The organism is Streptomyces sp. NPDC012769 (assembly GCF_042901205.1).
Classification (GTDB): Bacteria; Actinomycetota; Actinomycetes; order Streptomycetales; family Streptomycetaceae; genus Streptomyces.
In genome coordinates, this window is the sequence record NZ_JBIBCP010000010.1 from 1 (window position 1) to 16,999 (window position 16,999).

The following is a 16,999-nucleotide window of genomic DNA, read 5'->3' on the forward strand; positions in this document are numbered from 1 at the left end:
ACGATCTTCGTTAGGTGCGGCTCAGCAGGTCAGGCCCGGTGACATAGCCGCTCTCCTAAAGCGGGTGTCGCAGGTTCGAATCCTGCCGGGGGCACCAGCGCAGAGGCCCCCTGCCGATCTCGGCAGGGGGCCTCTGACATCCACGGCTGACATCAACGGCAGCGGCACTCACGGCCGGCCGCCTCCTGAGCGGCCGGTCCATGTGACTGATCGCCTCACGCTGGGTGTCCTGGACGACGTCCGTGCACACGTCCATCGTGATGCCGATCTGACTGTGGCCGAGGATCTCCATCACTACCCGGGGTGCGAGGCCAGCAGCGGTCAGTAGTGTCTCCGCTCCCGTGCCGAGCATCGTAGAGCTGGATCACGCGGAGGCCGCCCGATACGACGACGTGGGCTGGCCGGCGGCACAGAGCAGAGGTCCGCCGAGTCGACCGCGGTCGAGTGGCCCACACCGGAGGGGACCACCGAGCGCATGACCGAGCCCTACGCGATCCGCCTCTTGGACGCACTGTACGAGCCAGGCCCGCACGTCTGCAGCCAGGACGGCCACTCGCTCACCCCACAGCGATGGGCATGAAACTGGTGCGGACGACGAGCCGCGAGGAAGCAATCGCCCTGGCAACGCTTGACCACCGACGGATCGGCGAGGCAGAGCAGGACGAGGTCCTGGAAGCCCTTGAACGCGGCCTGGCCTGCCCTCGCCTCAGCGACTACGTCTTCTAGGACCGCGCCGAGCTGACCGCCGAGCAAGTCGTAGACACAGCTATGGCGGACCCCAATCGCCCTGTGACCCCCACACCACAGATGCGGTAAGAGTTTCCCAACTTCATCAAGGCACCCGCCGCGCCCGGCGCGGCGCGCGCGGCCCGTCGCCCGGGCCTGCGCTCCTGTCTCCGCCCCGCTCCAGCCCGACCGCCGGCCGCACGCCTAACGGTTCGGGTTGATGGGTAGTGAACCCCTCTGTGGCTGGGGCGGCCGGCTCCACGGCTTTAGGCAGCCACTTTGGGGCGAGCCGCCAAGATCATGGCCCCAACGTCGTGCTTTACCGGGCAGGTCCACAGACTGCCCGACGCGCCGGAAGCTTACGGGGCCATGATCACTCGCCCCAAAGCAGCTCCAGCCCAAAGCCGCTCCGCCGACCTCGTGAGCATCGCCCGCATCAACGCCGGCGCCCAAATGACTAGAAGAGTCGCCCGGAACGCATCGTTTCCGAACCATCCGCCCTCGTCACATCCGCGACATGCTGCTTCAGGGTCTCTCCGATTACTTCGCCCAACCGCACGGGGACAGCATTACCGATCAGCCTCCCCAGGCGATTGAAGCGCACAGCTTCCCCTTCCTCCAGAAACTTATAGGAGCGAGGAAAGGTCTGAATCATAGCCGCTTCCCGCAAGGAAATGGCTCGATCTTGCGACGGATGGCCGAAGCGACCATTCCCGTACCCGAAGCACTGAGTCGTCATTGTGGGGGCCGGCATATCCCACTCCATGCGACCATATACGCTGGGATAAGTAGCACCAGTGCTCTTCCGATGACATGCGGCAAGTAGCTCTGGATCCCAGTCGCGCCAAGTGCCACCAGGTTTCGAGGCCTTGATTCGCCTCATGTTCATTTCACTGAGAGAGCAGGCTGCATGGAGTGGATCCCGAGGATGTTGCTCGCCCGCACGAATCTTAGGGAGATCAGAGATCTCATCCCGGACTGTACGAACGGGTGAATTCATCCGATCGATACGATCCAGGCCAAGATCGCCCAGCTTTGACGCGAGAAGGACCAGCCGCTTCCTTGATTGAGGAACCCCAATCTTGGTGCACTCAACAATCGACCAATGAACGTAGTAGCCCGTGAGGCTTTTCAGAAAGCGTTTGAACACGCTATGTGACGCGAGCTGAGAAACGTTCTCCATAGTTACCAGATCTGGCTGGAGATCTGCCACCAGATCTCCAAAACTGGAGACCAGCTGCCAATCCTTGCCACTCTTCTTACCGCGTCCACTTTGGCTATAAGACGAGAACGGCTGGCACGGCGCACATCCGGCGAGAAGCGAAAACTCACCCCCGCTCAAGTGAGGGAGAATCTCCTCAGGCGTCAACTCATTGACATCCCGCTCAATGAACTTGGCATCGTTGTTAGCTTCGTACGGGTAGCGGCATGAGGCGTCGAGATCAACGCCAGCCGTAACGTTGATGCCACTCCGGACCAAACCATGAGTGAGTCCGCCGACCCCACAGAAGAGATCGACTGCAGAAATAGTCGGGTACGTACTCGTCATGGTGCACCGCCGCTTGGCCTGCAATCCGGCCGGAGAAAATTGTGGGATTCGATATGCCGAATGAAGCAGTCTATCACTTCACGCAAGTAGCCTTCGACACTGGAGGCCATCCGTCGCAGCTCCTCGACGGCCACCCCGTCCGCGCAATCGGCAAACGAGACGGAGCCGTGAGCCAGGCTGTTCCGACGATCCTTGACGAGCTTCAGGGGTCCGAGGTCGTCTCGCATGTTGGCCTTGACGTCTCGTCGGGTCTCAGGCGTGATGGAGATCACGCACCCCAGGCGCTTGCCCATCACGAAGATTGCTTCATCGTCCCAGTTACCGCCGCCGCCGGCTTCAACGCTGAATTCCCTAACGGGTAGCTGCTGGATGATGTGTTCGCTGAGCTGCACAGCGTGCTTCAAGCGATTCTCGGGGCTCATATCTGTATGAGTTCGCGCGATGGAGCGAATCCATTCGCGTTGAAGCTCGGTATTAAGCTGGTGAGGCTGCCACCGGCCATCGTGAGCCGCAGCCTGGGTTATTGCCTCTACGCATCGCGAAACCGTTGCTTCGACGAGATTGTATAGCTGGAGGTACAGGCTGGAGTACAAGATCTTCTGCTGCGTAGCAGAGATTTTGTAAGCAGTTCCGTGGAGGCGGGGGGCACCATCCTGGGCGGCTTTCTCTAGCTCTTCGAGTAAACCCACATAGGCGTCAACCTCTTCGAATCTTTCTTCGAAGAATGAGAGAAGGTCGCCGGCGTTCATTCCCGCACCAGCTTGTCGCGCACGAAGTTGATGCGCCCTTCAAGACGAGAGCGCGCGTTAGCGCCGTCAGACCCTGTGACCCGTGTAAAATCGGCGCCTTCCAGCCACGAGCGCACGTTCAGTTGATCGGCACCGATTTCACGAAGCTCGGGCTTTTCCTGCAGCGCAAGGTGAGACCCAATTGCGATGGCCTCGAAACGAGCCCGCGGCGTAGCCTTTCCAGTGGGCGCCTTGCGGAATCCGTACGGGAACGCTCGTTCCACGAAATCCAGCATCTCCTGGAAACGCCGCCTATACTCGTCCAGGAGCGTCGGTCGCTCACCGAAAACGACGTTTTTCTTCTTCACATAGTCGAAGATGAAGTCAGCGGGACGGTCTCTATACTTTTCGAGCCCATCTCCGTACGCGAAGAAACGGGTCACCAGTTCTTCGTAGCCCCGTTCACTCTTACTCTTGGCGCTCATCGGAGCGAGTTCAGCGAACCGAGTATCTGTTGCGAGTTCTATTACAAGCCTCATGAACGGGCCAGCCAATGCGCCGCGACGAATCTCCGCAGTATTGGCATTCTTGCTGCCCGTGTTAATCCGCTCGAACATGTCCAATCGTGCGGCCTCGTCAGCGTGTTCGTTAAGCACAATGCCGCGGATGGAACGGTTACGAATCTTTCGCTGTCGCGATTCAGGGAGATCTTCGAAGGTGAAGTAAGACACGTTGGTGAGCTGATCAAGCTCACCAAGGCGGTATCCCTTCAGCAGGAACTCTTCGAGAGTCCTGAGCCGCTGGGAACCGTCAACGATCTCCAGCTTGCCATCTTCCATCTCCCAGAAAAAGATGAATGGAATCGGCAAGCCCATGATCAGAGATTCGATGAACTTTGACTTCCGCTCGTGCTCCCACGTGAACTCGCGCTGATAGTCGGGCACGACATACTCGCCACTGTTCATCTTGTTCGCAAGGATTTCAACCGAATATTCGGTGATGTAGAAATCGATGCGCTTCGTCTGATCGGCGATCTGTTTCTCGGCAGCATCGCGTTCGTCGGGCGTGATCATGATGGCTTCGCTCGACATCGCTCGGTGCCTCCCCGGTGCCGTCTGCTCTCACTGATTGGCCAACATGTTGGCGCAAGTTGATGATGTCACAGGCGTCTTGCCATGCAAGAGCCCACGGCCGAACCGACCGGCTGCGGCGCCCCTCTGTAGCCCCAGGGCCACTCAGGTCTTCCGTCCTGGCGCTTCAAATTTACAATCACTGGCGACGTCGACGGCCGTGTCAGAACGATATGTAGTCGCTGACAGTTGCAGTTGGTATGCGCATGGAGACGAGGCGTTCGGGTGCGACAGGCATCCCAGGAGAGCAGCAGCCCTGTGAGGATGCGTGGGTGGATCAGAAGATGCCCGATGCTTGAACTTGGCTGCTGCACGCAGAGGCCCCGGGTGTCCCGGGGCCTCTGTTGGGTTGCGTCGTCACTATTGGTGGTGGGCACCTGGTAGCCGGGGGCTGTCCTGGCCCTCGTGAGCGGTAAGCACCGGAAACGTCAGTCTGCGACCGCGGCTTGTCGCGACGCGAAGAGTGTCCCGCAGGACTTCGACTAGGTCCGCGGACAGTGCTCGAAGGGCGCCCAGATCCGTCTTCTCATCGCCGAGCACGCCAGCCGCTACATCCACGAGGACGGACGCCAGGGCGAGCTGTTCGACTTCCAGGTGGTCAGCCAGGCGGGACAGGTGGCTGTTGGGGTCGTCGGTGCTCAGGTAGCAGGGGTTGCCCTCGGGGGTTGTCCACGGGAGGAGGCGGAGGCCGTTGTGGGCTGTCATCCCTCTGCACCTCCTTCCTCGGTCGTGTGCTGGGTGGTGAAGAGGGCTTCGGCGCGGTCGCCGGGGAGGACCAGGTGGGCCGCCTCGATGACGCGGCCGGTGGGGTCGGTCGAGATGCGGGTGATGGCGAGGATGGCCAGGGTCGGGGTGATGCGGAGGGTTGCGGCTTCCTCCGGGGTTGGGAGGCGGGCGGTGACTCTGTCTTGGACTTCCGCCGGCTGCTGGCGGTACCAGGGCGGCTCGGCGGCGGCGAGGTCACGGGGGACGTAGATGCGGGCCAGACTGTGCGGGGATTCGCCCTCGTGGCCGATGCAGAGGAACTCCGTCAGCGGGGTGCGCGACGGGACCTTGAGAAGGGTCGCCAGCACACCTTGGGCGCGGAGTTGGGTCGTGCGGACGGTCAGGTGGAGGGTGGGCGTGAGGACGCCGCCCTCGTATGTGAGCTGGCTGAGGGGCCGGCGGACGTAGTTGCCCTTGCCGTGGAGTTTGTTGATCAGGCCCTCTGCGTGGAGGAGCGCCAGGGCGTTGCGCAGGGTCGGGGTGCTGACCTTGTAGCGGGCGGCCAGTTGAGGTTCCGATGGGAGGCGTTCGCCGGGCTTGAGGTGGCCGGTGGTGATCTGGGTGCGGAGGTCTTCGGCGATGGAGTCGCGGAGGGACGGCACGGGTTGGATCACCACCTTCTGAGGACTCGGAGTGCGACGAGTCGGGTTCGGGAGTGCATGGTCAGCTGCTCGCCCGACTCGAAGAGGAGGCGTTTGGCGCCGAGGGGTAGTTGGCGGAGGTCGGCCACTCGGCAAGGCTGGCCGCCGATCTGGATGACGTCGCCGCGCTGCACGTTGGTCGAGGTGATCTCGACGGGGCCGGCCACGGCTCCGTTCGGGGTCCAGGTCTTCATGCCGTTGCCTCCGCGGGGACGGGCTGCCCAGCCGACTCGTGGCAGGGGCAGGCGCACGCCTCGTAGATGACGGGGACGTCGACCGGGGCCGTCGCCGGGGCGGAGTGGGCGCACTCGTGGTGCGTGCCGATCCGGCAGGAAGTCGAGCGGTACGGCGCGGCCTGAGTTGGCGGCATCAGAAGACCTCCGCGGGCATCAGGAGGTGTTCGATGGCGGGCACATACGGGCGGACCAGGACGGTCGCCTCTCCCCGGATTGTGTCCGCGCGGCTCGCGGCGGAGGGCGGTAAGGGCGCGCAGTGGCGGGGCGTTCGGGAGTTACGCTCCCTGGTGCGCGCGAGGGCGCGGCGGATACGGTTGAGCACGCCGATCAGCTCCTATCGCTGATGGCCAGGTCCCCGGACATCGCCCGTCGCGGGGACCGCTTTGCGTACGACGGCCCAAAGGGTGCGGCCGCCCAGGCTGGTGGCGAGGAGCCCGAACCGGTCTGCCGTCGCCACGACTTCCAGGACCTCCCGCCATGTCTCGGCGGGGAGGGCTTCCGGTACCTCCGCTTCGATCGACGTGTGTCGGGCGTGCTCCTGCGTGCGCGTGGTGAGCCCGACGGCGGACAGCCGGGCGGCGATGGCCTCCGCGCTTACTTCGGGAGCAGGCACAGGGCAGCCTCCGTTACCGGCGATCACTTTCAGTGAAGCTAGTTAACTAGATTAGAGCTAGTGGACTAGATTTTCCATATGCCTGAGCAGCCGCCTTACCTCCGCATCGCCGACGAACTGCGGCGGCGGATCGCGGAGCACGAGTGGACTCCTGGAGACCGCCTGCCCTCTCGGGCCCAGATCGGCCAGGAGTGCGGGGTGGGCGAGAACGTCGTCCGCCGCGCCCAGGAGCTGTTGATCTCCCAAGGAGTGCTGGAAGGGCGGGCCGGGTCGGGGACATACGTAGCCGAGCCCCGGCAACGGGTGCGGATGGTTCGGTCCGCGGCGCGCGAGCAGCCCGACGGGTCGCCCTTCCGGGCCGACATGAAGGCCGTTGGGCGTAACGGTGGCTGGGAGAGCCGGACCGATGCGAAGGTGCCCGCGCCAGCGGAGATCGCTGCGCGGCTCGGGATCGGCGAGGGCGAGCTGTGCGTCCGGACCGTGTACGAGTTCCTCGCCGACGGGCGACCCGTGCAGCTGTCGACGAGCTGGGAGCCGTACGACCTCACCGGCGGGACTCTCGTCGTCCTTCCCGAAGGCGGGCCGCACGCCGGCGCCGGCGTCGTGAACCGGATGGCTCAGATCGGCGTCACCGTCAGCCACGCCGTTGAACAGCCAGAGCCACGGCAGGCGACCACCGAAGAGGCGTCACTGCTCGGGATCCAGAAGGCCGCTCTCGTCACGCACATTCGGCGGACGTACTACAGCGACGAGGGTCGGCCCGTCGAGACGGCGGACATCGTCGTCCCGGCGGCTCTGTGCGAGATCGTCTACGAGATTCCGATCAACCGATAGGTGGGGGGTGGCATGCACAACGACCGGCACGACGAGCCTCTGTCGGACGACGAGCTAAAGCTCTTCATCCAGTACCTGCATCGGTTCGCGAACCACGACGTGGACATCTTCGCGCAGATCGAAGCCGGGTATCCCGAGCACCCCGTCTACGTGCTCTTCGGCAGGGACTACCCCCCGATTGGGGAGGCCTCGGACTATCACCGGCCGTTCACCAGCCACCGAACGCCGACATCCACAGCTGACATCAACGATGGTGGATGACAGCAGTCCACCACGGCCACGCACGGCAGCCGCGAGTAGCAGCCCGCCTCCACTCACGACACCCCGACCGAACTCCTAGAGCGAGGGTCGCAGGTTCGAATTTCGCCGGGGGCACCAGTGCAAAGGGCACCTAGGAACGTTCCTAGGTGCCTTTGGCATCTACGCCTGACATCGACGCCGACGGGAGTGGACGAGCGACAGGTGTTCCGCCGCAGCTGGTCGACCGCTACGCCTAGTGAAGAGATGGCCGCTGTTCTGTCACCCTCGTTCGCAGTCGCTGCGCTGTACGGTGGCCCCGTGGACGGAGAACTGGTGACAATCGAGCTCACGCGTGATCAGGCGTTCGTCCTGTCTGACTGGCTCTACGAAGTCATGATGCGGTCCGACCAGTTGGATGCGATCGTGCCGGACCGAGCGGTCTGGTCGGGCATCTACGCGATCTCCGGGACTCTGGAGACGACACTGCCCGACGTATTCATGCCCGACTACGCCGACCGTCTTGAGCAGGCGAGACGGCGTTTGCTGGAAACCATGAGTAGCGGCGAAAGCGATGAAGAAGGCGAGTGAGGGCCGTGGAGTCGCTCGGGTACGCTTTCGCCGCTCTGTTGTGGGGCGGAGTGGCCGTTGCCCTGCTGGCGTGCGCGCTCGTCGTTGTCCTGACCGTCAGGTGGCGGCAGCGCGCCATCTTGGCTCTGGAGAGCGAAGAACCGGCCGTCGATGGTGGGCAACGCCCTGGGCGCGCTGACAGCTCCGGCTGACATCAACGCCGGCTGACACCCACGCCGGCGGACTGCGGCGACCGCGGCCAACCATGCGCAGCCTTGTTGACTTGGCTGACGGCCCACCGCGCCGGCGTGGCCGGGGTCAGCGGAGTTCTTCCGGGCAGGTGGTGCCGCGGGGGAAGAGCTTGTAGGGGGCGCCCAGGCGGTAGGTGCCGGGGCGGGGGGCGAGGAGTTCGGTCCATTCGTCGCCCTCCACGTCGGGTTCGGCCTTCAGGAGGCAGCCGTGGAGGTTGGCGAAGACCTTCGGGAGTTCGGTCTCGGACTCCTCACGGGCCTTCTTCGAGGCCTCCGTCTCCTGCGGGGGTTCGATCTTGGCGCCGTTCTCGTCGAGGAGGGCGAGCCACGGGGAGTAGGGGACGCGGATGCGGACGCGGCCGGGGGCGTCCAGGCGGATGACGACCTCGTTGGCCTCCGCGCGCTGGACCTCGGCGGGCGGGTCGGCGAGCGGGGTCGGGTTCGTGACCTCGAAGAGGCGCCAGTTCGCGTCGGACCAGACCTGCTTCAGATAGGGCAGGCCGTCGCCGACCAGCTCCGCCTCCCGCTCCGCGCCCGAGTCCGGCGCGCCGGTCGGGAGGACGACGTAGTGGACGGCCCAGCGGCCGAGCCAGTCGTGGTAGTTCGCGGCGTTCAGGGTGTCGTCGTAGAAGAGCGGGTTGCGCTCCATGTCCGCCTGCCGGTTCCAGCCCCGGGCGAGGTTGATGTACGGCGCGAGGGCGGAGGACTCGCGGTGGCTGGAGGCCGGGACGACCTCGACGCGGGCCTTCTCGGCGCCGCGCACCTGGAGCTGGTTGATCAGCGGCGCGACCTCGCGGGCCCAGGAGGCGTCCGGGGCGGTACGGATCACGTCGTCGACGCCCTTGAAGCCGATCCAGACGTTCAGGCCGACGAAGGCCAGCACGACCGCGTACCAGCGGCGGGAGCGCGGGCGGGCGTAGGGAAGGGCGGCCAGGAGGACGACTCCGGCGAAGAGCATGGCCAGCCGGCTGACGTTCGAGCCGATCTGGGAGTCGATCATCCACGTCAGCAGCGTGCCCGCGGCGTAGACCGCCGCGGCCGTGCGCACCGTGCGCCAGTCCCGCGGGACGAGGACGAGGACCAGGACGCCGAAGAGGAACGGCAACGAGGTCGACATCAGCGACATCGGCTGCGTACCGGAGAAGGGGAACAGCCACGCCGACAGCGCCACCACGACGACCGGGGCGAGGCCGAGGGCGTACGCGCCCGGCCGCCGCTTGTTGAGGAACAGCGCCGCCGCGACCACGCCCAGGAACAGCCCGGCGACCGGGCTGCACGCGGTCGCGAGGCCGGCCAGCGGGGCCGCGACGGCCGCCTTCGCCCAGCGCCGGTACCGCCAGCGGTACGGCCAGCAGAACACGGCCGCGACCGCCCCGAGCGCGAACATCATGCCGAGGCCGAAGGTGACCCGCCCCGACAGCGCGTTGCACAGGAACGCGAAGACCCCGGCGAGCGCGCACGCCATCGGATTGCGCACCGCGCGCACCCGCACCAGGATCAGCGCCGTCAGACCGGCCGAGACCGTCCCGGCGATCATCATCGTCGAGCGGACCCCGATCAGGGACATGACGTACGGGGACACCACGCTGTACGAGACCGGGTGCATCCCTCCGTACCAGGCGAGGTTGTACGCCGAGTCGGGGTGCCGTCCGACGAACTCCGCCCACGCGTCCTGCGCGGCCAGATCGCCGCCGCTGTTCGCGAAGAGGAAGAACCACAGGACGTGGGTGAGCGCGGCCACGCCGGTCGCGACGAGCACCGGAACGCGGCGGCGCCGCCGCCGGGGACGGGCGGGGGCGGCCTGTTCCGCCGAGAGGCGGGGGGCCGGGAGTTCTATTCGCGAGGGCGAAGACGACGATGAGGAAGAGGGTGAGGAAGAGTCCATGGGGGCGGCCTCGGGTGCGGGCTCCGGTGGAGACGCGGTGGCGCGTTTCGGCTCGGCGGTGGTCAACTGCGGCCCTTTCCCGTGCGCCCTCGACTGCCCTTCTCCGTCCCCTTCGGAACGCTAACAGCTGGGCGCCCGGGGAGCCCCCGGGCGCCCGTCCGGATCAGCCCAGTCGGGTCAGCTTCCGGTCGAGACCGGGCTCCGCCAGGTCCTTCTGCAGGGCCACCGGGACGCTGACCCGGCCGGTGCCGGTGCCGATCGACACCTGGCCGACCACGTCCCCGGCCTTGCCGGCGTGCGGTACGGGCTTGCCGCCGGCGCCGAGCTCCAGGTCCACCTTCAGGCCCGGCCAGCCGACCGCCTTGAGGTCCTTGGTCGCCACGACCGGCGCGCGGCCGCCGAGGCCGTCGTCGATGTAGCCGACGACCTGGTCCTTCTTGACCACGGCGGCGGACGTGACGTCCTGCTGGGCCTTCTGGATGATCTTCAGGCTGTTCTGGATGGCCAGCTCCAGCTTCTGCCAGAGCTCGGGGGCGTCCTTGGCGCCCATCACGATGCCGAGGATGCGGCGCTTCTGGCCGTCCACCACCGTGTTCGCCGCCCACAGCAGGTTGCCGCCGGCCGGGGTGGAGGAGCCCGTCTTGATGCCGGTGACGCCCGGCTCCAGCAGGATCGAGTTGTTGTTGATGATCTTGTTGGGGATGCCGTCGATCATGATGTCCGGCGTGTCGACGATCTGGCGGAACACGTCGTACTGCATGACCGCCTTCCCCAGCTTCAGCTGGTCGAGCGGGGTCGACACGGTCGTCGACTGGAGGCCGGACGGGTCCGTGTACGTCGAGTCGGTCATCCCGAGCTCCTTGGCGGCGGCGTTCATCTTCTCGACGAACGCGGCCTCCGTTCCCGCGTCCCAGCGGGCGAGCAGACGCGCCACGTTGTTCCCCGAGGGGATCATGAGCAGCTGCAGGAGCTGCTTCTCCGTGTACTTCTGCCCCTCCTTGATCTGAGCGGTCGACTCGTCCTTCGCCTTCGCCTGCTCGCCGGCGATCTTGTCGACCTCGATCTCCGGACCCGTCTGGTTCCCCTTGATGGGGTGGTCGCGGAGGATCACGTACGCCGTCATGGTCTTCGCGACGCTGGCGATCGGGGCCGGCTTCTGCGACCCGTACGTACCGAGCGAACCGACGCCCTCGACCTCGGCCGCGCCCTGGCCCTCGGACGGCCACGGCAGCTCGAGCCGGCCGCCTTCGAAGGTGTACGTGGGGGCGGCCGACAGCACGAGCTTGGGCTCCGGGAGCGGACGCACGACCTGTACGACCGCAAACACGACGAGCAGGAGCAGGACCAGCGGGGTCCAGATCTTCAGCCGCCGGACCGTGTTGCGCAGCGGCGTCTCCGGCGGCGGCGGGGTGTTCGTCAGCTCCGCCAGGATCTCCAGCGGCGGGCGGGGCGGCAGCGGCTGCTGTCTGGTCCGCTCGGGCTCACTGAGGGACGGCGTTACGGGGGTAGCGGCGGCGGCCGCGGGCCGGGGGGCCGGCTCGGGCGTGGACCCGGGCGCCGGTGCGGGGGCGGGTGCGGGCTTCGGCTGCTCCTGCGTGATGTCGCCCCGGAGCGGCCGGAAGGTGGACGGGGGCAGCTTGAGGGCGGTCGTCGGCTGGTCGACGGGCGGCGCGACGGGCGCGGCTTCCTCGGCGGGCGGGGTCGACGGGGTCGACGAGGTCGACGAGGTCGGCGGCTTGATCGCCTTGAAGACCGCGGTCGGCTGGTCGACGGGCCGCGGCTCGGGCTCGGGCTGCGCGTCCGGCTCAGGCTCGGCCTCCGCCTCGGCCTCCGCCTCGGGCTCGGCCGGCTTGCGCGTGGCGAACCACGACGCGCCGCCGTCGCGGTCGCCGTCCGTGCCGGACCCTTCGGTCCGCTCGTCGGTCGGCCGGTCCGTCGGCTGGTCGGACGACTCGCCCGACGAGTCCGCTGACGGCTCGTCCGGCGCCACCTCGGACTTCACCTCGGACTCCGTCTCGGGCTCCTCGGCCTCACCGGCCGTCGACACCCACGCCGCCACGGCGTTACGCAGGCGCTCCTCGCCCTCGTCACCGGGCTCGCCGTCCGCAGCGGCCCCGGTCGGCCCCTCGGCCGCCTCAGGCCCCTCGGCCGCCTCAGGCTCCTCGGCCGCCTCAGGCTTCTCGGGCTCCGACTCCGGCGCCTCCGCAACCGTCGCGCCCTCGCCGGCGTCCTCACCCTCGTCCGCGTCCTCCGTCACCGAAGGCTCGGATGCCGAAGGCTCGTCCTCCGGTGCCGTGCGCGGAGCCAGGGCCTTGAAGACGGCCGTCGGCTCGTCCACACGGTCCTGGAGAACGGACAGTCGCGGATCCTTGCCGTCGCCGCCGACCGCGCTCTCCCGCTGCTCCGCCTTGTCGGGGGACTCGCCCGCCACCGTGCCTCCTCCATCGCTCATGCGTACGTCCGAACCATCTACCAGTGTCCTGTGTGAACCCCTTGGCCCCCGTGCTAGACGAGAACGACATACCTGCCGGTTCCCGTACGAACCACCCAGGCACTCTCGACAGATGAATGTGAGAGGGGTCACCCTGTCATTCATCCACGCGGGGAGGCATGGATGGGCAGGAGCCGCAGAACACTTCCGGAGGAGCTTCTGCTGCTCGCTCTGGACCCGGCCACGGGTACCACAGCGCAGCCGCAGTCGCTCGACCTGGGCCTCGCCGGAGCACAGCTAGTGGAGCTGGCTCTGGCGGGACGGATAGCCCCTGACGGGGATCGTATCGCCGTGGTGATGCCACGGCCGACCGGAGATCCGACTCTGGACTCCGCACTGGAGCTGCTGCGCAGGCGCGGCAGCCCGGTTCGGGCCGTCCACTGGATCGGCGGGCCCCGACTGGGGCTTCGCCAGACGTATCTCTCGCATCTGGAGCGATGCGGCATGGTCCATGCCGTGGAGACCCAGATGTGCGGGGTGCTGCCGACGACTCGCTATCAGGCGACGGACACGGCGATCAGCCGGGAGATCAGAGCCCGGCTGGACAGTGCGATCCGCACCGGCGTACCGCCGGACCCGCGGACCGCGGCGCTCGCCGCCCTGGCCCACGCGGTCGGGCTCGGCAAGCACCTGTACCCGGGCAACGAAGGACGGTCGTCGCGGTCCCGGCTGCGCGACCTGATCCGGCACGACCCGATGGGCGGCCTCGTGGCGCACGCCGTGATGGACGTCCAGAACGGCGTGGGCGCCCAGCCCCGTCGTAACGCGGCGGCGGGCGGCGTGCCGCCCCAGCCGCGTCGCGGGACCATGGCGCGCGCCGCCATGTGACCCGTCCGCACTACCAGCACCATCCGCACTACCAGCACCATCCGCACCACCAGCGCCATCCGCACCATCCGCACCGCCCACCCGGACCACCGGGCCAACCGGACCACCGGGACCACCGGGACCAACAGGACCACCGGGAGCCGCATACGTGTGCGGGACGGCCGTCGTCACGGCCGTCCCGCACACGTGCGTTGTGCTGATTTCCCAGCGCACACCACACCTTTGGTGGCAGTCTGCCAAGCAGTAGATACTCACAGCTACGCAGCCGACAGCCGGAGGTGCAGTTTCCGTGGCGTCCAGTGTCAACCCCACCGTCAGGCGACGCCGATTGGGCCAGGAGCTGCGCCGGCTCCGGGAGGCGAAGGGCATGACGGCCGAGCAGGTCGCCGACCGCCTGCTCGTCTCCCAGTCCAAGATCAGCCGCCTCGAGAACGGCCGCCGCTCGATCAGCCAGCGTGACGTCCGCGATCTGTGCGGGGTGTACGAGGTCGAGGACGACCGGGTGGTCGACTCGCTCATGCAGATGGCCAAGGACTCGCGCCAGCAGGGCTGGTGGCACGCCTTCGGCGACATCCCGTACAGCGTCTACATCGGTCTGGAGACGGACGCGGAGAGCCTGCGGGTGTACGAGCCGCAGATCATCCCGGGTCTGCTGCAGACGCACGCGTACGCGGAGGCGGTGATCAGCGGCGCGCTGCCCGAGTCCACGCCGGCCGACATCGACAAGCGGGTCACGGTGCGCACCCGTCGCCAGGACCGCATCAAGGACGACGAGCGTCCGCTGCGGCTGTGGGCGGTCATCGACGAGGGCGCGCTGCGCCGGGTGGTCGGCGGCCGGCAGCTGATGGTGGAGCAGCTGGAGCACCTGGTCGAGCAGTCGCACCTGCCGCATGTGACCGTGCAGGTGTTGCCGTTCCACATGGGCGCGCATCCCGGCATCAGCGGGCATTACGCGATTCTGGAATTCCCGGACACGTCCGACTCCTCGGTGGTCTACATCGAGGGCGTGACGAGCGACCTGTATCTGGAGAAGGCGCAGGATGTCGCGAAGTACAGCGTGATGTACGAGCACTTGCGGGCACAGGCACTGAATGTGGAGGACACCCGGGAGTTCCTCACGAGCATCGCGAAGGAGTACGCCGACGGAAAATAGGGGCGGGCCGGGCTGAATGCCGTCATTCGGCGGGGGCGCGGGGGAAGAGGCAGGTACGGTACACCCCCGACTCGCTCCGGCGGAAGCGCACATGGAATATGCCATCCGGTCGGGTGAACGACGGTCCCGCGCGAGGGGGCCGGGCTTGTAGCGTCGATCACGCCAAGGCAAGACGTTGGCGCGACATCTACTGGCAGCACTGGCAGAACCGGAGTGAGAAACATGGCCATTATTCAGGGCGCTACGGACACCTGGACGAAGTCGTCGTATTCCGGTGGCAACGGAGCCTGCGTCGAGGTCAAGTCGCCGGTCGTGCACGCGATCGCGGTGCGCGACTCCAAGGCTCCCGAGGGTCCCGCCCTCTCTTTCGGACCGGGTTCGTGGAACGCGTTCGTGGGCGAGGTGAGCGCCGGGGCCCTGTGACCCCGCGCGCCCTTCGCGGAACGTCAAGGAATGAGCCCTCTCGACCGGTCCGCCGTCCTGGCCGAGGGGGCTCGGCCTTGCCCCGGGTCCCGGGGCGTCCCTAGCGCAGCTCGTCCACGTAGCGGTCGGTGCCCGGCACCGTCGGGATGAACGGCGCCAGCAGCTCGACCCGACCGCCTCCCCACTCCCCCGCGACGCCCCCCGCCGCATCCCCCACCGCCGCCAGGTCGGCGAAGTGGTCCGCCCAGCAGTCGCGCGGATCGCGCTCGAGGAACCACAGCAGGGTCAGCCGGGTGTCCACGCCCTCGACCTGCTTCACATAGGTCATCCGGTCGCCGGGCAGCGGCGTGGGCCGGAAGACCGTCACCATCGCCGTGGGCGAGCCGGCCAGCCGCCGCGGCAGTTCGCGCGAGCACAGCCGCTCCAGCAGTTCCGCCCGCCGCTCGGGGCCCTCGGTGTCGATCACCTGGAGGACCAGTCCGGCGTACGGGTGGTCGAGCGCGTGGAAGTCCCGCGGCCCGGCCGTCCCGTCGCGGTAGACCGTCGCCTCGTGGTCCTGGAACGAGGTGAAGACGTGGGTCCGGTCGTGGTGGACCCGGCCGTCGCGGTTCAGGCGCTTGTTGATGGCGACGGTCCACTTCATGTGGTCGTCGTAGCGGCCGTCGGTGATCCAGTACGTGGAGAGGTAGCAGCCCGCGGTGACGGGCTCGGCGACCGCGGACTTCTCGGGGGCGCGCAGCTCCTGGAGCGCGCGGGTGGCGACCCAGCGGCGGCCGGCGAACATCCAGGGCATGGCCATGGCGCCGGCGTAGTAGTGGTCGTCCTCGTACCAGCGGTTGTAGGCGTGCTCGTGGCCCGGGTGCGGTTCGACCATGGTGATCAGGGCGTGGCCGGGGCGCACCCCGTACGGGCCGGTCGACGCCAGCTCGGCGTAGGTCTCGCTCCTGGTGTCCTCGCTCATCATCGCTCCTCTTCCCTTGTGGGCGGGTCAGCCCTACTCTGACGGGCCGTCAGATCGATGAACAGGCCCAGGGAGGTCCCGGATGCTGCTCCAGGGAAAGACGGTCGTCGTGTCGGGCGTCGGCGCCGGGCTCGGCCACCGGGTCGCGGAGACGGTGGTACGGGACGGGGGCCGGGCGGTCCTCGGCGCGCGCACCGAGGCGAATCTCGCCGCGTCGGCCGCGGAGATCGATCCGGAGGGGAAGAAAACCGCCTTCCGGGCCACCGACATCACCGACGAGGCCCAGTGCGAGGCCCTCGCCGCGCTCGCGGTCGAGCGCTTCGGCGGGATCGACGCGGTGGTCCACGTGGCCGCCTGGGACTCGCACTTCGGCGGCCTGGAGGACGCGGACTTCGCCACCTGGCAGGGCGTCCTGGACGTCAACCTGCTCGGGACCCTCAAGATGACCCGCGCCTGCCTGCCGGCCCTGAAGGAGCGGGGCGGCTCGGTGGTCCTGATCGGCACCCAGTCGGCGGTCGCCGCGCCCTCTCAGGTGCGGCAGGCGGCGTACGCGGCCTCCAAGGGCGCGCTGACCTCGGCCATGTACTCGCTCGCCCGCGAGCTCGGCCCGCACCGGATCCGGGTCAACACGGTGCTGCCGGGCTGGATGTGGGGACCGCCGGTCCAGGCGTACGTCCAGTTCACGGCGCACACCGAGCGGGTGCCGGAGGCCGAGGTGCTCGCCCGTCTCGCCGAGCGGATGGCGCTGCCGGAGCTCGCGACGGACGGGGACGTGGCCGAGGCGGCGGCCTTTCTCGCCTCGGACCGGGCGCGCGCGATCACGGGGCAGTCGCTGCTGGTCAACGCGGGAGAGCTGATGCGCTGAGGGGCCCCCGATCAGCTCCTGTCCGGCCACCGGCACCGGCACCGTCCGCACCATCGCCACATGTTCATAGACATGAACAAGGGTCAGCAAACAGAACGATTTTACTGTCCCTT

At 67.4% G+C, this 16,999-nt stretch carries 17 protein-coding genes, 1 tRNA gene and 2 pseudogenes; 10 read left to right on the plus strand and 10 right to left on the minus strand.

The window, feature by feature from the left end; genetic code table 11:
* Window positions 1-33 precede the first annotated feature (33 nt).
* Window positions 34-97, plus strand: a tRNA-Ser gene (locus ACFY7C_RS35355).
* Between the two features lie 78 nt (window positions 98-175).
* On the opposite strand, the pseudogene ACFY7C_RS35360 reads toward ACFY7C_RS35355, so the two are convergent.
* A pseudogene (locus ACFY7C_RS35360) lies at window positions 176-386 on the minus strand (hypothetical protein); the annotation flags it as partial.
* A gap of 14 nt (window positions 387-400) precedes the next feature.
* Between ACFY7C_RS35360 and ACFY7C_RS35365 the strand changes: the two are divergent.
* Window positions 401-580, plus strand: a pseudogene (locus ACFY7C_RS35365) (NUDIX hydrolase); the annotation flags it as partial.
* Complete coding sequence (locus ACFY7C_RS35370) at window positions 571-726, plus strand: hypothetical protein (protein WP_389659268.1); 156 nt, start codon at window positions 571-573, stop codon at window positions 724-726. The pseudogene ACFY7C_RS35365 and the gene ACFY7C_RS35370, both read left to right, overlap by 10 nt.
* 457 nt (window positions 727-1,183) lie before the next feature.
* On the opposite strand, the gene ACFY7C_RS35375 is transcribed toward ACFY7C_RS35370, so the two are convergent.
* The 6 genes from ACFY7C_RS35375 to ACFY7C_RS35400 all read right to left on the minus strand — a co-directional run bounded on the left by ACFY7C_RS35375 (window position 1,184) and on the right by ACFY7C_RS35400 (window position 6,388).
* Complete coding sequence (locus ACFY7C_RS35375) at window positions 1,184-2,275, minus strand: DNA cytosine methyltransferase (RefSeq protein WP_389659271.1); 1,092 nt, start codon at window positions 2,273-2,275, stop codon at window positions 1,184-1,186.
* On the minus strand, window positions 2,272-3,024 hold the full coding sequence (locus ACFY7C_RS35380) for an MAE_28990/MAE_18760 family HEPN-like nuclease (RefSeq protein WP_389659274.1): 753 nt from the start codon (window positions 3,022-3,024) through the stop codon (window positions 2,272-2,274). The genes ACFY7C_RS35375 and ACFY7C_RS35380 overlap by 4 nt, the downstream gene beginning before the upstream one ends.
* Window positions 3,021-4,094, minus strand: a complete 1,074-nt coding sequence (locus ACFY7C_RS35385) for a DUF262 domain-containing protein (protein WP_389659277.1) — start codon at window positions 4,092-4,094, stop codon at window positions 3,021-3,023. The genes ACFY7C_RS35380 and ACFY7C_RS35385 overlap by 4 nt, the downstream gene beginning before the upstream one ends.
* Before the next feature lie 740 nt (window positions 4,095-4,834).
* The gene (locus ACFY7C_RS35390) at window positions 4,835-5,500 is read right to left on the minus strand and encodes a GntR family transcriptional regulator (RefSeq protein WP_389659280.1); all 666 of its coding nucleotides are present in this window, start codon (window positions 5,498-5,500) and stop codon (window positions 4,835-4,837) included.
* Window positions 5,501-5,508: 8 nt separating this feature from the next.
* Window positions 5,509-5,733, minus strand: coding sequence for a hypothetical protein (locus tag ACFY7C_RS35395; RefSeq protein ID WP_389659283.1), 225 nt, complete (start codon window positions 5,731-5,733; stop codon window positions 5,509-5,511).
* A gap of 376 nt (window positions 5,734-6,109) precedes the next feature.
* A complete protein-coding gene (locus ACFY7C_RS35400) occupies window positions 6,110-6,388 on the minus strand; it encodes a hypothetical protein (RefSeq protein WP_389659286.1) in 279 nt (92 codons plus the stop codon).
* A gap of 78 nt (window positions 6,389-6,466) precedes the next feature.
* Between ACFY7C_RS35400 and ACFY7C_RS35405 the strand changes: the two genes are divergently transcribed.
* The 3 genes from ACFY7C_RS35405 to ACFY7C_RS35415 all read left to right on the plus strand — a co-directional run bounded on the left by ACFY7C_RS35405 (window position 6,467) and on the right by ACFY7C_RS35415 (window position 8,050).
* Window positions 6,467-7,222: a GntR family transcriptional regulator gene (locus ACFY7C_RS35405; RefSeq protein ID WP_389659289.1), complete on the plus strand. Its 756-nt coding sequence runs from the start codon at window positions 6,467-6,469 to the stop codon at window positions 7,220-7,222.
* A 12-nt stretch (window positions 7,223-7,234) separates the two neighbouring features.
* Entirely contained in the window at window positions 7,235-7,483 is a 249-nt protein-coding gene (locus ACFY7C_RS35410; protein ID WP_389659292.1) for a hypothetical protein, read from the plus strand.
* 297 nt (window positions 7,484-7,780) lie between these two features.
* Window positions 7,781-8,050 (plus strand): hypothetical protein, encoded by a 270-nt coding sequence (locus tag ACFY7C_RS35415; RefSeq protein ID WP_389659295.1) that lies wholly within the window; start codon window positions 7,781-7,783, stop codon window positions 8,048-8,050.
* 297 nt (window positions 8,051-8,347) lie between these two features.
* Here the strand turns inward: ACFY7C_RS35415 and ACFY7C_RS35420 are convergent, their stop codons facing one another.
* Together ACFY7C_RS35420 and ACFY7C_RS35425 are read right to left on the minus strand one after the other, a co-directional pair.
* Window positions 8,348-10,165 carry an MFS transporter gene (locus ACFY7C_RS35420; protein ID WP_389659298.1) on the minus strand — a complete coding sequence of 606 codons (1,818 nt, stop codon included), beginning with the start codon at window positions 10,163-10,165 and terminating at the stop codon, window positions 8,348-8,350.
* Window positions 10,166-10,328: 163 nt separating this feature from the next.
* Window positions 10,329-12,617: a D-alanyl-D-alanine carboxypeptidase gene (locus ACFY7C_RS35425; protein ID WP_389659301.1), complete on the minus strand. Its 2,289-nt coding sequence runs from the start codon at window positions 12,615-12,617 to the stop codon at window positions 10,329-10,331.
* A 162-nt stretch (window positions 12,618-12,779) separates the two neighbouring features.
* Here ACFY7C_RS35425 and ACFY7C_RS35430 point away from each other — a divergent pair, with 162 nt between their 5' ends.
* The 3 genes from ACFY7C_RS35430 to ACFY7C_RS35440 all read left to right on the plus strand — a co-directional run bounded on the left by ACFY7C_RS35430 (window position 12,780) and on the right by ACFY7C_RS35440 (window position 15,060).
* Entirely contained in the window at window positions 12,780-13,484 is a 705-nt protein-coding gene (locus ACFY7C_RS35430) for a GPP34 family phosphoprotein (protein ID WP_389659304.1), read from the plus strand.
* 289 nt (window positions 13,485-13,773) lie between these two features.
* Window positions 13,774-14,637 (plus strand): helix-turn-helix domain-containing protein, encoded by an 864-nt coding sequence (locus ACFY7C_RS35435; RefSeq protein ID WP_389659307.1) that lies wholly within the window; start codon window positions 13,774-13,776, stop codon window positions 14,635-14,637.
* Window positions 14,638-14,859: 222 nt separating this feature from the next.
* The gene (locus tag ACFY7C_RS35440) at window positions 14,860-15,060 is read left to right on the plus strand and encodes a DUF397 domain-containing protein (RefSeq protein ID WP_389659310.1); all 201 of its coding nucleotides are present in this window, start codon (window positions 14,860-14,862) and stop codon (window positions 15,058-15,060) included.
* A gap of 100 nt (window positions 15,061-15,160) precedes the next feature.
* Here ACFY7C_RS35440 and ACFY7C_RS35445 read toward each other — a convergent pair whose 3' ends face one another.
* Window positions 15,161-16,021, minus strand: coding sequence for a hypothetical protein (locus tag ACFY7C_RS35445; protein ID WP_389659313.1), 861 nt, complete (start codon window positions 16,019-16,021; stop codon window positions 15,161-15,163).
* Between the two features lie 82 nt (window positions 16,022-16,103).
* Here ACFY7C_RS35445 and ACFY7C_RS35450 point away from each other — a divergent pair, with 82 nt between their 5' ends.
* Window positions 16,104-16,886, plus strand: coding sequence for an SDR family oxidoreductase (locus ACFY7C_RS35450; protein ID WP_389659316.1), 783 nt, complete (start codon window positions 16,104-16,106; stop codon window positions 16,884-16,886).
* Window positions 16,887-16,999 lie beyond the last annotated feature (113 nt).

Excerpts from the sequence above, each read along its gene's own strand:
- ACFY7C_RS35370 (WP_389659268.1), top strand. The coding sequence starts at position 571 with ATGGGCATGAAACTGGTGCGGACGACGAGCCGCGAGGAAGCAATCGCC.
- ACFY7C_RS35375 (WP_389659271.1), bottom strand. The coding sequence starts at position 2,275 with ATGACGAGTACGTACCCGACTATTTCTGCAGTCGATCTCTTCTGTGGG.
- ACFY7C_RS35380 (WP_389659274.1), bottom strand. The coding sequence starts at position 3,024 with ATGAACGCCGGCGACCTTCTCTCATTCTTCGAAGAAAGATTCGAAGAG.
- ACFY7C_RS35385 (WP_389659277.1), bottom strand. The coding sequence starts at position 4,094 with ATGTCGAGCGAAGCCATCATGATCACGCCCGACGAACGCGATGCTGCC.
- ACFY7C_RS35395 (WP_389659283.1), bottom strand. The coding sequence starts at position 5,733 with ATGAAGACCTGGACCCCGAACGGAGCCGTGGCCGGCCCCGTCGAGATC.
- ACFY7C_RS35405 (WP_389659289.1), top strand. The coding sequence starts at position 6,467 with ATGCCTGAGCAGCCGCCTTACCTCCGCATCGCCGACGAACTGCGGCGG.
- ACFY7C_RS35410 (WP_389659292.1), top strand. The coding sequence starts at position 7,235 with ATGCACAACGACCGGCACGACGAGCCTCTGTCGGACGACGAGCTAAAG.
- ACFY7C_RS35420 (WP_389659298.1), bottom strand. The coding sequence starts at position 10,165 with ATGGACTCTTCCTCACCCTCTTCCTCATCGTCGTCTTCGCCCTCGCGA.
- ACFY7C_RS35425 (WP_389659301.1), bottom strand. The coding sequence starts at position 12,617 with ATGAGCGATGGAGGAGGCACGGTGGCGGGCGAGTCCCCCGACAAGGCG.
- ACFY7C_RS35430 (WP_389659304.1), top strand. The coding sequence starts at position 12,780 with ATGGGCAGGAGCCGCAGAACACTTCCGGAGGAGCTTCTGCTGCTCGCT.
- ACFY7C_RS35440 (WP_389659310.1), top strand. The coding sequence starts at position 14,860 with ATGGCCATTATTCAGGGCGCTACGGACACCTGGACGAAGTCGTCGTAT.
- ACFY7C_RS35445 (WP_389659313.1), bottom strand. The coding sequence starts at position 16,021 with ATGAGCGAGGACACCAGGAGCGAGACCTACGCCGAGCTGGCGTCGACC.
- ACFY7C_RS35450 (WP_389659316.1), top strand. The coding sequence starts at position 16,104 with ATGCTGCTCCAGGGAAAGACGGTCGTCGTGTCGGGCGTCGGCGCCGGG.